General features: G+C 67.2%; 12 protein-coding genes. 6 read left to right on the top strand and 6 right to left on the bottom strand.

The genetic code is table 11. The features are described 5' to 3' along the window. Positions 1 to 95: 95 nt before the first annotated feature. Positions 96 to 344, bottom strand: a complete 249-nt coding sequence (locus CCS01_RS25590; RefSeq protein WP_104521596.1) for a hypothetical protein — start codon at positions 342 to 344, stop codon at positions 96 to 98. 554 nt (positions 345 to 898) lie between these two features. Here CCS01_RS25590 and CCS01_RS25585 point away from each other — a divergent pair. The 5 genes from CCS01_RS25585 to CCS01_RS25565 all read left to right on the top strand — a co-directional run bounded on the left by CCS01_RS25585 (position 899) and on the right by CCS01_RS25565 (position 4,792). Then, positions 899 to 2,401: a cytochrome C gene (locus tag CCS01_RS25585; RefSeq protein WP_146101959.1), complete on the top strand. Its 1,503-nt coding sequence runs from the start codon at positions 899 to 901 to the stop codon at positions 2,399 to 2,401. Between the two features lie 195 nt (positions 2,402 to 2,596). Beyond that, positions 2,597 to 3,103 (top strand): hypothetical protein, encoded by a 507-nt coding sequence (locus CCS01_RS25580; protein ID WP_104521594.1) that lies wholly within the window; start codon positions 2,597 to 2,599, stop codon positions 3,101 to 3,103. Positions 3,104 to 3,147: 44 nt separating this feature from the next. Next, positions 3,148 to 3,537, top strand: coding sequence for a c-type cytochrome (locus CCS01_RS25575; protein WP_204848435.1), 390 nt, complete (start codon positions 3,148 to 3,150; stop codon positions 3,535 to 3,537). 130 nt (positions 3,538 to 3,667) lie between these two features. Then, positions 3,668 to 4,045 (top strand): c-type cytochrome, encoded by a 378-nt coding sequence (locus CCS01_RS25570; protein WP_104521592.1) that lies wholly within the window; start codon positions 3,668 to 3,670, stop codon positions 4,043 to 4,045. A 321-nt stretch (positions 4,046 to 4,366) separates the two neighbouring features. Then, the gene (locus tag CCS01_RS25565; protein WP_104521591.1) at positions 4,367 to 4,792 is read left to right on the top strand and encodes a VOC family protein; all 426 of its coding nucleotides are present in this window, start codon (positions 4,367 to 4,369) and stop codon (positions 4,790 to 4,792) included. An 18-nt stretch (positions 4,793 to 4,810) separates the two neighbouring features. Here CCS01_RS25565 and CCS01_RS25560 read toward each other — a convergent pair whose 3' ends face one another. The 5 genes from CCS01_RS25560 to CCS01_RS25540 all read right to left on the bottom strand — a co-directional run bounded on the left by CCS01_RS25560 (position 4,811) and on the right by CCS01_RS25540 (position 13,100). Beyond that, on the bottom strand, positions 4,811 to 6,976 hold the full coding sequence (locus CCS01_RS25560) for an ATP-binding protein (protein WP_104521590.1): 2,166 nt from the start codon (positions 6,974 to 6,976) through the stop codon (positions 4,811 to 4,813). A 460-nt stretch (positions 6,977 to 7,436) separates the two neighbouring features. Then, positions 7,437 to 9,314, bottom strand: coding sequence for a cobaltochelatase subunit CobT (gene cobT, locus CCS01_RS25555; RefSeq protein ID WP_104521589.1), 1,878 nt, complete (start codon positions 9,312 to 9,314; stop codon positions 7,437 to 7,439). Positions 9,315 to 9,527: 213 nt separating this feature from the next. After that, complete coding sequence (cobS, locus tag CCS01_RS25550) at positions 9,528 to 10,544, bottom strand: cobaltochelatase subunit CobS (RefSeq protein ID WP_104521588.1); 1,017 nt, start codon at positions 10,542 to 10,544, stop codon at positions 9,528 to 9,530. Positions 10,545 to 10,620: 76 nt separating this feature from the next. Beyond that, complete coding sequence (locus CCS01_RS25545) at positions 10,621 to 11,214, bottom strand: J domain-containing protein (RefSeq protein WP_104521587.1); 594 nt, start codon at positions 11,212 to 11,214, stop codon at positions 10,621 to 10,623. 920 nt (positions 11,215 to 12,134) lie between these two features. Then, positions 12,135 to 13,100, bottom strand: a complete 966-nt coding sequence (locus CCS01_RS25540) for a LysR family transcriptional regulator (protein ID WP_104521586.1) — start codon at positions 13,098 to 13,100, stop codon at positions 12,135 to 12,137. Between the two features lie 101 nt (positions 13,101 to 13,201). Between CCS01_RS25540 and CCS01_RS25535 the strand changes: the two genes are divergently transcribed. After that, on the top strand, positions 13,202 to 14,230 hold the full coding sequence (locus tag CCS01_RS25535) for a class 1 fructose-bisphosphatase (protein WP_158258593.1): 1,029 nt from the start codon (positions 13,202 to 13,204) through the stop codon (positions 14,228 to 14,230). The last annotated feature ends 7 nt before the right edge of the window (positions 14,231 to 14,237 follow it).

Below are 14,237 nucleotides of genomic sequence, written 5' to 3'. Positions count from 1 at the left end.
GACAGCGAGGGCGGGACGGCGAGGGCGGGACGGCGAGAGAGCTCGTCCGGGAGCCGCCGGCGCGGACAAGGCCCGCCCGGCCGGCGCGGCCGGCTTCAGCTTGCCTCGAACGGCCCGGGCAGGCGGCCGGCCCGGAACAGGATCGTCGGCTCGTCGTCATATTCGCCAAGCTCGGCGTCGCCCGAGGTCGCGAAGGCGACGACTCCCGCCTTGGTGGCGGCCAGGATCTCGGCCCGCCGGCGCGCCCCTTCGGCCGACGAGCACGGGATCGCCGGGTCCGCCGTCAGGCGCTTGCCTTTGCCGGCCCTGAATGCCTGCACCACATAGAACGTCTCGCGCGCCATCCTGCCTGTTCCTGACCAGAAGACCGCGGTCAATAGACCGGACGGGCGGCCTGATCCAGATCGACAACGGAAAGCCACGCGCGCCCACCTGCGGACGGGCCGGAATGGGGCGACCTGCCCCGGGGCGATCGGGACCGGCGGAGCGGCTGAGCAAGGTCCTTTCCTTCACCGTCATGGCGGGGCGTGTCCGTGCCGCATGGACAGATCTCAAAAAACGATTCGCCGCAGCCGTTCCCGCCCCATCATGGCCCGGCCTGTCCGGGACGTGACGATCAAGGAATGGCCCCGGACATTGGGCAAGCATCTGATCTTGCATTTGTTCTTTTATTGTTCCCAAGGATGCGTGCATCCCGCAGGGCGCGGTGCCAGCCATGACGGTGAGGCAACGGGTCCAGCCGCCAGGCCGCCCGGCGTCGATTCCCCTGTCCCGGCGGCCATGGCGGCAGGCCCGGAGGCGGCCTCGCGCCGTGCGGCCCATCGCGGAGTGTTCCCGCAATAGCTTCGTATGTTCGGAAATAACGGACCACGAAATTTTTTCGCTTTGATCGAAACATTTGATCTGGATCAATGGTCCCGCGGCGGCATCCAGTCGATCATTCCGCATGCTTACAAAAGGGGGGATTCCTGTGGCATCAGACGTGCCAAATCCGACTAAATTGGTTGGAATTAAGCTCGGTATTCTACCGTTATCGTTGGCGTTGTTGCTGCCGGCCATCAAGCCGGCCGAGGCCGTTCCAGCCTTTGCCGCGCAGACCGGCATGGCGTGCGTGCAATGCCATATCGGCGGCTTCGGTCCGCAGCTGACGCCATTCGGACGGTCCTTCAAGATCGGCGGCTACACGCTGACCGGCGGCACCGGCTGGGTGTCGCATATTCCGGTGGCGGTCATGATCCAGCCCACCTTCACCTCCCTGCAGGCGAGCTTCCCGGCCGATTCCGTGCCGCACCATTATGCGCCGAATAACAACTTCTCGCTTGACCAGGTCAGCCTGTTCGTCGCTGGCAACCTTGGTGAACACAGCGGCGCCCTGGCGCAGCTGATGACCTATTCCGGCGTCGACAACACGCTTGGGATGGATAACATCGACTTCGTGCCCTACACCACCGACCTCGACCTTGGCGCGCACGACCTGCGCATCGGCTTCACGCTGAACAACAACCCCACGGTACAGGATCCCTACAACACCACGCCGGCGTGGAGCTTCCCCTATATCAGTTCTGGTATAGCACCGACCCCGGCGGCGCAGACGATGCTGCAGTCCGGCTTCAACCATAACGTCATCGGCTACACGGCCTATGGCTGGTATGACAGTTCACTGTATCTCGAAGCTGGCGCCTACAGCACGCTCAGTTCCTGGACGCTCGCGCGGCTGGGCACCAGCTACGGCGTCGGCAGCACCAACAGTCCCGCGCCGTACGTGCGGGCGGCGTATGAATGGAACACGGACAACACGTCATCGTGGCTCGGCTTCGTGTTCATGCACGCCAACGTCAATCCGCTCTCTCCCCTCGCGGACAGTAACCAGGTAACCAGCGGCTACGGTGGCAGCAACATCTACAACGACTATGCCTTCGACGGCGGCTTTCAGTACCTCGGCACCGGCGACAACATTGGGGTCGTGCAGGGCATCTATACGCGTGAAACCCAATATCTGGGCGGATCGGCCGCGCTGGCGGGCGGCGGACTAGGGGCGAACTACGACCTGAACGACTTCCAGGTCAATGCCTCCTACTGGTACAAGAACACCTATGGCGTGACCCTGGGCTGGCACAAGATCTGGGGCCCGGTGAACCCGGTGCTCTATGGGCCGAACCCGAACGATCCCATAGAAGGCAGCGCCAACGCCAGCCCGAACAGCAACGCCTTCATTGTCGAGGCCGACTGGGTGCCGTTCGGCAAGGACGACTCGCTGTGGCGGCCGCTGATGAACCTCAAGCTCGGGGCCCAGTACACGATCTATACCGAGTTCAACGGTGCCGGCAGGAATTACTACGGCAATGGCCGCACCGCCGCCAACAACAATACCCTGGTGCTGTATGCCTGGATGATTTTTTAGCGAAACGGCCCGTCCCGGTGCGGCGCCGCCGGGACGGGCCTGCCGGCCGACGGCTGGCCACGTGCCTGGGCGCCGCATTCCGTACGCATTCCTGATGCGCTTGACGATTTGTTCTGAATAGGGCGGAATGGTGTCCGTCCCGGATAGAACTGGAAAGGAAACACTATGTCCAAGAATCCACGCCTTCTTGCTGCCATGCTGCTCGGCGGCCTGTTGACCGCGGCCGTCCCGCTCGCCGCCAGTGCCCAGCCGGCGCACAACATTCCGCCCTCAGACGCCATGGAGCACGACAGCGTGTTGGCCTACCTCGGGAAAATCTCGCAGCGCACCACCCCGACCGGCGCCGCCGCGAAACACCTGGCCGAGGTGATGAAGGCGCACATGGCGCTCGAGGATGAATTCATCCTGCCGCCGCTGAGCTTGCTGCCCGCCATTGCCGACGGCACGGTGACGCCCGACATGCGCTGGGCCATTGCCATGAGCGACCGCGTGAAGGCGAACAAGGAGAAGCTGCAGCAGAGCCACGCCGCTATCACCGCCGCGAACCTCGCCCTCATGCAGGCCGCCCAGGAAGAACACGACGAGATAACGCTGGGATTCTCCAAGGATCTCGCCGCCGACGACCTGGCCGACGTGGAAGTCACCGAGCCGACAGTCATTGTCATCGGTGAGATCCTGCGGGCGAAGCTGCCGGCGAAGTAAGTCCCGGCAGCCCGTCCCATCAATCAATGACCAAGGATTCGACCATGAAGCGCTTTGTTGCCGCTGCCGTTGCCGTTGCCGCCACCGCTGCCCTGGGCAGCCCCGCCCGGGCCGGCAGTGCCCCTCCGGGGGACCCCGTGGAAGGCAAGCACCTGTTCCACACCATCTGCATCCTGTGCCACACCGATATCAAAGGAAGGAACAAGGTCGGCCCGTCGCTGTACGGCGTCGTCGGCCGCCATTCCGGTATTGAGCCGGGCTACAACTATTCAGAGGCCAACATCAAGTCCGGCATCGTCTGGACGCCGGATGTCCTCTTCAAGTACATCGAGCATCCGCAGAAGATCGTGCCCGGCACCAAGATGGGCTATCCCGGGCAGCCGGACCCGCAGAAGCGCGCCGACATCATCGCTTATCTTGAAACGCTGAAGTAGGCGCCGGCAGGGCAGACGCTCCCGGGACAGCCGGAACGCGTTGTCAAGAATTGACAATGGCCTTCCGGCCTCCTAAGGCCCGTGCCGCCGGCGGAATGGCATGCCGGCGGCAAGGGGACCTGGGAAGCACATGCGGCATCATTTGCTGGCGGCGATCGTAACGACCATTGTATGGGCCGTCATCGGCCCCGCCCGGGCGCAGGACGCCGCGGCGGGCCAGATCGTGTTCAAGATCCAATGCGCACGCTGCCATTCGGTGGCGGAAGGCAGGAACCTCGCCGGACCCAGCCTGTACGGCATCGTTGGGCGCAAGGCCGGGCGAATTCCCGGCTTCAGGTATTCGCCGGCGAACCGGGACGCCAGCATCACCTGGAACGCGGCGACGCTGGATCGCTACCTCGCCAATCCGCGGGCGGTCATGCCGAAGACCTTCATGGCTTACCCGGGCCTGAAGGATGCGCGGCAGCGCGTCAACCTGATCGCCTTCCTCGCGACGCAGCACCCCTAGCATCCGCGGCCCGCGCGCCGGCGGGTCTGCCCCAGAGGGCTGCCTCCGAGGTTTGCCCCGGGGGTTTGCCCCGGGGGTTTGCCCCGGGGGTTTGCCCCGGGGGTTTGCCCCGGGGGTTTGCCCGAACGGTTTGCCCCAGGGGTTTGCCCGAGCGGTTTGCCCGAGCGGTTTGCCCGAGCGGTTTGCCCGAGCGGTTTGGCCCAGGGCCGGCAGCCAAACCCGGCACCACGCGCAGCGCTGTGATCCCGCATCCGCTGCCCATCGCCTGCAAACCCCGCGGCGCCGACCCATCTGCTGTCCGCAACAAGGAGAGCAGCAGCGATGTCGCGCGCCACGCCCCGGGTCAGCCAGATCCTCGAAACCTCGCTCTACGTCGAAGACCTGGACCGGTCGCGGCGCTTCTATGAACGCCTGTTCGGCTTCACCGCCTTCATGCAGGACGAGCGCATGTGCGCCATGGAAGTGCCCGGCGAGCAGGTGCTGTTGCTGTTCCGCCACGGCATGACCGACGCGCCCGCCCCCGTGTCCGGCGGCTTCATCCCGCCGCACCACGGGCGTGGCGCGCTGCACCTGGCCTTTGCCATTCCATACGGTGAGCTTGCCGCCTGGCAGGCGCACCTGGCCGAGCAGGGCGTCGCGCTGGAAAGCCGGCTGAGCTGGCCGCATGGCGGCACCAGCCTGTATTTCCGCGACCCGGACGGGCATTCGCTGGAGGTCGCCACCCCCGGGCTGTGGCCGAACCGGTAGCCGCGCCGCCGGCCTGTTTCAATCGGCCTGCGGTTTGCCGTCGGCCGCTGACGGCGCCGCGGCGTCGTCCAGCGCGCGCCGCACCGCCTCCAGCAGGGCGTCGGGCGCATAGGGCTTGGTCAGCACGCGATCCTTCGGATCGATCCCCTCGGGCAACAGCGGCTCGGCATGGCCGGTCAGGTAGATCACCGGCAGGCGGGGCTGGCGCTGCCGTGCCTGGCGCACGAACTCGGTGCCCGACATGCCGGCCATGCCGTGGTCGACCAGCGCCAACGAGACCGGTCCGCTGTCCAGCGCCGCCAGGCCCTCGGCGCCGCTGCCGGCGTTGCGCACGGCATAGCCGGCGTTCTCCAGGAACGCCACCGCGACGTCGCGCACGTCCGGCTGGTCGTCGATGACCAGCACGGTGATGCCGCCCGGCGGCGGCGCGTTCTCCGGCCGGGCACCGGCCTTCTCGGCGTCGTCGGCCGGTTGCCCGGCGCGCGGCAGGAAGACCTCGACCCGGGTGCCGGCGCCGACGACGCTGTGCAGCCGGGCCGTGCCGCCGAGTTGCTGCACCACCCCATGCACCTGCGCCAGCCCCAGCCCGCTGCCCTTGCCGATCTCCTTGGTGGTGAAGAACGGCTCGAACGCCTTGGCCAGCACCTCGGGCGTCATGCCGACGCCGGCGTCCTCGACCATCACCAGCACGTAGTCGCGGCGCTGCAGCTCCGTGGGCAAGGTGTCCGTCGTGGCATCGACGTTGCGGGTGGCGATCCGCACCCTGCCGCCGTCGGGCATCGCGTCGCGCGCATTGATCGCCAGGTTCAGCACGATCGATTCGAGCTGCGCCGGGTCCGCCAGCGCCGGCCACAGGGCCGTGGCCAGGTCGGTTTCGATGGAGACCAGCCCGCCCAGGCTGCGGCCCAGCAGGTCGCGCATGCGCATCACCACCGCGTTGGCGTCGACCGGCCGCGGCTCGACGTACTGCTTGCGCGCATAGGCCAGCAACTGCCGCGTCAGGTCGCCGCCGCGGCGGGCAGCGGCCAGCGCGGCATCGGCCTGGCGGGTCGCCCGTTCCGCCGTCAGGCCGGCACGCAGCAGCTCCAGGTTGCCGATGACCGCGGTCAGCAGGTTGTTGAAGTCATGGGCGATGCCGCCGGTCAGCTGGCCGACTGCTTCCAGCCGCTGCGCCTGCATCAGCGCCGCCTCGGCCTCCTTGCGCTCGTCGATTTCGCGGGTCAGGCGCCGGTTGCTCTCGGCCAGTTCCAGCGTGCGGTCGTGGACCCGCTGCTCCAGGGTCTCGGTCAGGCGCTTCAGCGTGTCCTCGCTTTGCTTGCGCGCGGTGATGTCGCGCAGGTAGACCGACAGCCCGTTCTCGGCGGGACAGATGGTGACGTCGACCCAGCGGCTGAGCACCGGCGACAGCGCCTCGACGGTGATCGTGCGTTGTTCCCGCGCCGCCTGCAGATGGGCCTGGTGGATCGCGCTGCCGGCGGCCTCGGGGAATTCCTGCCAGAAGACCTTGCCGAGCAGCGCCACCCGGGTGCGGCCCCACAATTCCTCGGCCTTGCGGTTGAAGTAGGTCACCCGCCAGTCATGGTCGACGGCGTAGAAGGCGTCGCTGATGCTTTCCAGGATGTCGTTGGTCTGGGCGTGCGAGGCGGCCAGCGCCTGATCGCTGTTTTCCCGCTCCAGCGCCAGGCCGAGCAGGTTGGCGGCGGCCTGCATGAAGGCCAGGTCCTGTGGCTCGAACGCCCCGTCGTGCCGGCTGTCGGCTTCCAGGACGCCGAAATGCTCCTCGTTGCAGCGGATGATGACGTTGACGGCGCGATGGATGCCGTGATCGAGCAGCAGTTGCGGGGTGTGGAACCGGCCTTCCGCCGGCAGCGAATTGGAAATCACCGGGCTGCCGATCTTCAGCGCGTAGCCGGCCGGGGAGGCGATGTCGGCGCCGAGGCGGGCATGGCCAACGACGCCTTCGTGCCAGCCGACGCCGGCTATCACGAGCAGTTCATCGTCCGCGGGGAGATACCGCATCACCTTGCAGAACTGGGTCTCCAGGCCACCTGCAACCAGGCGGCACGCCTCCTGGAACAGGGTGTCCCGCGGAACGCCGCGCAGGGCGAGGGTGCCGAGTTCAGCCAGGATCTCCTGCTGACGGAGGCGGAGGCGGAGTTCCTGGTCGATGCTCGCCGCCGTCATGATCCGTCAGATCCTTACGCTTGCCGGTACGACGATCACCGCCGTGCCGGTTCCACTGTCACCACTCCGGTGCACCCATTACCTGCGGTGGGCCGAGACTGGGGAAACGATCAACCGGCGGTCGGGTTTTCTGACGCTGGCGCAAGATTTTCGCGCCGGCACGCTTGCGTTGTCCGCGGCGCCGTCTCGCCGTGGGTGGTCGGCCGTGGGAAGGCGTGCGGGGCTCCTGCGGGTCCGTCATGGCCAGGCGTGTCCCGGCCATCCACCCCCAATCGTCGAAGCGCGGATGGCCGGGACACGCCCGGCCATGACGGAAGGGCAACGGACCGGACACCAAATTCTTCGTCAACCGTCACCTTATGCCGATCGCCATGGGTACACGCCCGGCGATGACGATAGGGAGACGGCCCCGATCCGCGTGGTCACACAAACGTAACGACAGCCACCGGGGCGCCGCCGGCTAGACCACCAGCGCCGCGCGCTCGCCCGCCGCCCGTACCCAGGCGGCTTCCATGTCCTCGTCGAACAGTTCCGTCAGCTTCTTCATCATCGTGCCGCCCAGTTCCTCGGCATCGACGATCGTCACCGCCCGACGATAGTATCGCGTGACATCATGGCCGATGCCGATGGCGATCAGCTCGACCTGGTCGTGCGCCTCGATGTCGCGGATCACCTCACGCAGGTGCTTCTCCAGGTAGTTGCCCGGATTGACCGACAGCGTCGAATCGTCCACCGGCGCGCCGTCCGAGATCACCATCAGGATCCGCCGGTGCTCAGGCCGCACCAGCAGCCGGCGGTACGCCCACAGCAGCGCCTCACCGTCGATGTTCTCCTTCAGCAGGCCCTCGCGCAGCATCAGCCCGAGGTTCTTGCGCGCCCGCCGCCACGGCGCATCCGCCGCCTTGTAGACGATGTGCCGCAGGTCGTTCAGCCGCCCGGGATTGCGCGGCTTGCCCTCCTGCACCCATTTCTCGCGGCTTTTCCCGCCCTTCCAGGCGCAGGTGGTGAAGCCCAGCACTTCCACCTTCACCGCGCAGCGCTCCAGCGTGCGCGCCAGAATATCGCCGCACATCGCCGCCACGGTGATCGGCCGGCCGCGCATCGAGCCGGAATTGTCGATCAGCAGCGTCACGATCGTGTCGCGGAATTCGGTGTCGAGCTCCCGCTTATACGACAGGGCCTGCATCGGATTGACCACCACCCGCGCCAGCCGCCCGGCGTCGAGCATGCCTTCGTCCAGGTCGAACTCCCACGACCGCGTCTGCTGCGCCAGCAGGCGGCGCTGCAGCCGGTTGGCGAGCTTCGAGATGACGCCTTGCAGATGTTGCAGCTGCTGGTCGAGCTGCTGCCGCAGGCGGGTCAGCTCGTCCGGATCGCACAATTCCTCGGCTTCGATTTCCTCGTCGAAGGCGCGGGTATAGGCGCGATAGACCGCGTCGCTGTCGACCACCGGCCGCTCGCGCCGCGGCTGGGGCCCGCCGGGACGGTCGTCGCCTTCCGCCACCGCGGCTTCCTCGTCGGAGTCGGAGCCTTCGTCGTCGGCGGCCTCGCCTTCCATTTCCTCGGGCTGGGCGCCGAGCATGGTGTCCTGGTCGGACTCCGACTGGCCTTCGCCGTCCTGCGAATTGTCCTGCGCGCCGGACTGCTCACCGCCGTCTTCCTGGTCCTCGGACTCGGTGTCCGGTTCGGCGTCGGCCTCGGCTTCCGCGAGGTCCATGGCCGCCAGCAGCTTGCGCGCGGCGCGGGCGAACGAGCGCTGGTCGTCCTGCGCCTGCGTCATTTCCGCCAGCGCGGCGTCGGCCGACTCGCCAAGGGTGCTGCGCCACAGGCTGAGCACCCGCTGCGCTGCGTCCGGCGCTGCCTCGCCCGACAGTTTCTCCCGCGCCAGCAGCGCCAGCGCCTTGTCAATCGGCAACTGGTCCTTGCGGGTCATGCGGTCGTAGCCGTCGGACTCGCATTCCTCGGCCAGCTTGGCGCGCAGGTTGGCGTTGACGCCGTTCATGTAGCGGGCGCCGACGACCTCGACGCGCACCTGCTCCAGCGCGTCATAGGCGTCCTTGGCCTCGCGCCGGGACGGCATGCGCTGAGCATGCACGGCGTCGTCGTGGTAGCGCAGGCGCAGCGCGATGGCGTCGGACTGGCCGCGCAACCTGGCCATTTCCGCCGCCGGCAGGGCCCGTGTGGGCAGCGGCAGGCGGGCGCGCTTGCCGGTAACGCCAGCGGGGCCGGGCTGGAACGCCACCTGCACGTCGGACTGCTCGGCGATCGCGCGCAGCACGCCGGCGGTGGCGCGCTTGAAGTCCTCGGTGCGTGCGTTGTCCTTGTTGCTGCCGCTCATGGCCTGCTCCGTTTGGGCCTGCTCCGTTTGGGCCTGCTCCGTTTGGGCCTGCTCCGCGTGCGCGCCGCCCCTTGAACGTCATGACCCGCAAACGTCCTGGCCCCTTCGTCGTCATGGCCCGGCTTGTCCGGGTCACCTGTCGCGGCACACGTGCTTGCATAGGTGGCCCGGACAAGCCGGGCCATGACGGTGAATGAGCGACGAAGCGACACCCTACGCGAACTTCCGCGTGGTGAACCCGCCGGTGGGAATGTCCTCATTGAAGCAGCGCTGGTAATATTCAGCGACAGTGGAACGTTCCGCCTCGTCGCACTTGTTCATGAACGTCACCCGGAAGGCGAAGCCGACGTCGCCGAAGATACGGGCGTTTTCCGCCCAGGTGATCACGGTGCGCGGCGACATCACGGTGGAGATGTCGCCGTTGATGAAGCCGGCGCGGGTCAGGTCGGCCAGCGCCACCATGCTCTCGACGCGCTTCTTGGTGGCGGGGTCCTTGGTGCCGTCGAGGCCCATCTTCGCCAGCACGATCGCCGTCTCGGTGCCGTGCGGCAGGTAGTTCAGGGTCGCAACGATGTTCCAGCGGTCCATCTGGCCCTGGTTGATCTGCTGCGTGCCGTGGTACAGCCCGGTGGTGTCGCCCAGGCCGACTGTGTTCGACGTGGCGAACAGGCGGAACGACGGATGCGGCCGGATCACCCGGTTCTGGTCGAGCAGCGTCAGCTTGCCCTCGACCTCCAGCACGCGCTGGATGACGAACATCACGTCCGGCCGGCCGGCGTCGTATTCGTCGAACACCAGGGCGCAGGCGTGCTGCAGCGCCCAGGGCAGGATGCCCTCGCGGAACTCGGTGACCTGCTTGCCGTCCTTCAGGACGATGGCGTCCTTGCCGATGAGGTCGATGCGGCTGATATGGCTGTCGAGATTGACGCGGATGCAGGGCCAGTTCAGGCGGGCGGCCACCTGCTCGATATGGGTGGATTTTCCGGTGCCGTGATAGCCCTGGATCATCACCCGCCGGTTGTAGGCGAATCCCGCCAGGATCGCCTGCGTGGTTTCGCGGTCGAATTTATAAGAGGTATCCAGGTCCGGCACATGCTCGGTTCGCACCGAAAATGCCGGCACCTCCATATCAATGTCGAGAGCGAAAACCTCGCGCGCCGACAGCTTGGTGTCGGGCAGATTGATCTCCGAGGTGGGGCGGGGCGGGGCAATATCGACGGCCGTGTTCATAGTCCAGCGTTTCCTGTTGCCATTCCTGTAAAGTCTAACCTTGGTGGCGTGCCGTGCAAGGGCAACGGGCGAGAGCCTAGCCGGTTGCCGCCATCCGGGCGGTATTGCCAAGGCGCGAGCGCAATGCGGCATAGGCAAGGTTGATGGTCTTGAGCCGCTCCTCGGCGTCGCGGCTGCCGCCGTTGGCGTCGGGGTGGTGGCGCTTCGCCAGTTCCTTGTAGCGGCTTTTCACCACGTCGAGCGTGACAGGCCAGGACAGGCCGAGCGTGGCCAGCGGCTCGCGCAGTTCCGACGGCGGCTTCTGCGGGTCCCGTCGCCCGGCCTGGTTGGCCCGGCCGGCTGCCAGGACGTGCAGCGGGTCGCGCAGCATGTCGTCGTCCCAGGCAGTGGTGCCGCCGCCGTGGCCGAGCGGCCAGGTGGGGCGCTGCCAGGAGGTGTCGGCCCGCAGTTCCGCCTCCACCTCGGAGGGCGACATGCCTTTATAGTAGTCCCAGCCGGCGTTGTAGGCGCGGACATGCGCGAGGCAGAACCAGTAGTAGTCGTTCAGGTGGGTCCGGGATTTCGGCGCGCGGTATTCCCCGGCTGCTGGGCAGTCCGGCGAGTCGCACGCCCGGCCCGGTGCGGCCGGGTCGGGTGCGTAGGCCCGGGGGCGCGGAGGGCGTCGCATCATGATGAGCTATATGGGCGCCGCGACCGGCTGTTGGCAATGGTGGTTCGCCGCTGATTGGCGCTCGTGTCCATTCATCGTTGAGCCAGCCACCGGTTTTCATCCGCCGCTGGCGCCCGGTCCATTGCCTCACCGTCATGGCCGGGCGTGTCCCCATGCGTACAGGATAGGCTGGCTGGCGGAGCATGGTCTTCTCCCTCACCGGCATGGCCGGGCGCGTCCCGGCCATCTGCACTGCAACGGCGGGGGGTGGATGGCCGGGACACGCCCTACCGCATGCACGCATCGTGGAAACGACTGCAAAACCAGGCGCTCGCCCGGTGCCTGGGACCGTTGCCGCTCTGTCGCAGCGGCGCGTTTGGCTGGCAAGCGGCCGGCCGAGGGTACGCAGGGACGCGGCGCTATGGCGTGCGTCGCTCGCACATCCGGTGTGGGGCATCCTGCCCATCGGGATGGGGCGGGGGTGGGTTTGCCACCGCAATCAAGCGGACACGGCGTTTCACGGAGGACGTGGATATTGCGCTTCGCGCGAAGCACCTGAAATCATCGAACGCCGCCACAGGGGCGACCATCTTGGGGGGCACCCCGGACGACTCTGTGAAACTCCGTGCAAACACCGTGGAACTCCGTGTTCGCTTGATTGCCGTCGGTGAAACCGGCGCAGGCCGTGACAGGGTGAGCCACGGTTGCAGCGGACCGTTTCCGAAATCTGTGCATCCCGTAGTGACACGCCCGGCCATGGCGGTGAGAGAACGGGCCTGGCGCCAAATCCTTCTCCAACCGCCGCCGTATCCTGATACGCATGGAGACACGCCCGGCCATGGCGATAGAGAGACGACCTCGCTCCGCCAATCGCCTGATCCCGATACGCATCGAGCGCAGGCCCGCCATCCACGTCTTCTGCCGCAATCAGCAGCGCCCCCTCACCGCGCAGCCCGCAGCCGATCGGCCGGGTGCGGCTTCGGCAGGAACTCCGGCCCCGACCACAGCAGGTGGTTCCACAGCGCCTGCGCCGCCGGCAGCAGGCGCCGCTCGCTGCGCCGCACCACGAACCATTGCCGCACCACCGGCAGTCCCTCGACGTCCAGCACCGCCAGCCGCCCGTCGTCAACCTCGGCGGCGATGGTATGGGCCGACAGCAGCGCGATCCCCATCCCCGCCATCACCGCCTGCTTGATCGTCTCGTTGCTGCCGATTTCCATCCGCCGGCCCTCCGGCAGGCCGGCCGCGCCGAACAGCCCAAGCATCAATGACCGCGTGCCCGATCCCGGCTCCCGCAGCAGGAACGTCTCCCGCGCCACCTCGACCAGCGGAATCCGCCTGCGCGGCACCATCCAGTGATCCGCCGCCGCGATGATGACGTGCGGATGGTCGCCGATGACGGCCTTTTCGATCGGGAACTGGTCCGGCGGATAGCCCATGATCGCAATGTCGAACTCGAACCGCTCCAGCCCGGCGATGATCTCCGAGCGGTTGCCCACCATGATCCGCATGTCGACATTCGGATGCGCCCGCTGGAACGCCGCCAGGGCGAAGGGGGCGAAATATTTCGCCGTGCTGATGACGCCGACGGCCACCCGCCCGCCGTCCATGCCGCGCAGCGCCTGGATCGCCGTGGCGCAGTCCGACAGGGCCGCCTCGATCCGTTCCAGCGCCGCCAGCACTTCCCGCCCCGCTTCCGTCGGCCTCGCACCGTCGGCGGTGCGCTCGTACAGCGGCACGCCGCCCAGCGCGTCCTCCAGCAGGTGAAGCTGCTGCGTCACCGCCGGCGGCGTCACCGACAGCGATTGCGCCGCGGCCGAGAGGCTTTTCGCGCTGGTAATGGCCCCCAGCGCGCGCAACTGCCGCAGCGACGTCCGGCGGGGAAAATTTACAAGATTTTCTTTCATTGACAGCAACAATAAAGGAATTTCTTTTGCCGGCAATCCCGTCTAAGCACCGATCCGCGGCAGGAACCGGTCAAAAACCTGCCAGAAGGGGAGGTTATCCCGTGACGACGCTGCATGAGCATCTTGCCACCTGGGCCGCCACGGCCTCGGAGCGACAGCCTGTCGCCGATACGATCGCCGCCATCGCCACCGCGGCCGCCCAGCTTGCCACCGTGATCGCGCAGGGACCGCTGGCCGGCGACCTGGGCCGCGTCCTCGGCGCCAGTAACGATGGCGACGGGCAGAAGGCGCTGGATGTCTATGCCAACACGCTGTTCACCGATCATTTGCGCGTCGCCCCGGTCGCCGCGGTCGTTTCTGAGGAATCCAACGACATCATCGCGCTCGACCCCGCCGGCGCCGTCGTCGTGGCGATGGATCCGCTGGACGGCTCCAACAACATCGACTTCAACGCGCCGATGGGGACGGTGTTCTCGCTGCTGCCGGCGGTCGCCGGCGATGCGAAGGCCAGTTTCCTGACCCAGGGCAGCAACCAGCTTGCCGCCGGCTTCGTCCTGTATGGGCCGCACACCGCCCTGGTGCTGACGCTGAAGGACGGCGTGGACATTTTCACGCTCGACCCGGCGAAGGGCATCTTCGTCCTGACCCGCAGCCGGATCCAGATCATCCCGGCGCAGCGGATCTATGCCATCAACGGATCGAACGCCCGGCACTGGCCGCTGGCGGTCCGCGCCTTCGTCGAGGAATGCATTGCCGGCAGCGACGGCCCGCGCGGGGTGGACTACAACACCCGCTGGCTCGGCGCCGTCGTATCCGAAACGTTCCGCGTGCTGCTGAACGGCGGCATCTACCTGTATCCCGGCGACAAGCGGCCCGGCTACCACCGCGGGCGGCTGCGCCTGCTGTATGAGGCCAACCCGATCGCCCTGCTGATCGAGCAGGCCGGCGGCACCGCGACCGATGGATACAGCCGGATTCTCGACCTCAAGCCTAGGGATCTGCACGAGCATGCGCCGCTGATCTTCGGATCGACGGACAAGGTCACGCGGGTCATGGAGCTTTATGCCGAAAGCGTGCCGCAGGCAGGACAACGGCCGCTGTTTGCCGTCCGCGGCCTGTTCAAGTCCTGACGGGGAA

This window comes from Rhodopila globiformis, assembly GCF_002937115.1.
GTDB lineage: Bacteria > Pseudomonadota > Alphaproteobacteria > Acetobacterales > Acetobacteraceae > Rhodopila > Rhodopila globiformis.
Note: the sequence above shows the minus strand (reverse complement) of the source record. Positions and strands in the feature narration are given on the sequence as shown.

Excerpts from the sequence above, each read along its gene's own strand:
- CCS01_RS25590 (WP_104521596.1), bottom strand. The coding sequence starts at position 344 with ATGGCGCGCGAGACGTTCTATGTGGTGCAGGCATTCAGGGCCGGCAAA.
- CCS01_RS25580 (WP_104521594.1), top strand. The coding sequence starts at position 2,597 with ATGCTGCTCGGCGGCCTGTTGACCGCGGCCGTCCCGCTCGCCGCCAGT.
- CCS01_RS25575 (WP_204848435.1), top strand. The coding sequence starts at position 3,148 with ATGAAGCGCTTTGTTGCCGCTGCCGTTGCCGTTGCCGCCACCGCTGCC.
- CCS01_RS25570 (WP_104521592.1), top strand. The coding sequence starts at position 3,668 with ATGCGGCATCATTTGCTGGCGGCGATCGTAACGACCATTGTATGGGCC.
- CCS01_RS25565 (WP_104521591.1), top strand. The coding sequence starts at position 4,367 with ATGTCGCGCGCCACGCCCCGGGTCAGCCAGATCCTCGAAACCTCGCTC.
- CCS01_RS25560 (WP_104521590.1), bottom strand. The coding sequence starts at position 6,976 with ATGACGGCGGCGAGCATCGACCAGGAACTCCGCCTCCGCCTCCGTCAG.
- cobT (WP_104521589.1), bottom strand. The coding sequence starts at position 9,314 with ATGAGCGGCAGCAACAAGGACAACGCACGCACCGAGGACTTCAAGCGC.
- cobS (WP_104521588.1), bottom strand. The coding sequence starts at position 10,544 with ATGAACACGGCCGTCGATATTGCCCCGCCCCGCCCCACCTCGGAGATC.
- CCS01_RS25545 (WP_104521587.1), bottom strand. The coding sequence starts at position 11,214 with ATGATGCGACGCCCTCCGCGCCCCCGGGCCTACGCACCCGACCCGGCC.
- CCS01_RS25540 (WP_104521586.1), bottom strand. The coding sequence starts at position 13,100 with ATGAAAGAAAATCTTGTAAATTTTCCCCGCCGGACGTCGCTGCGGCAG.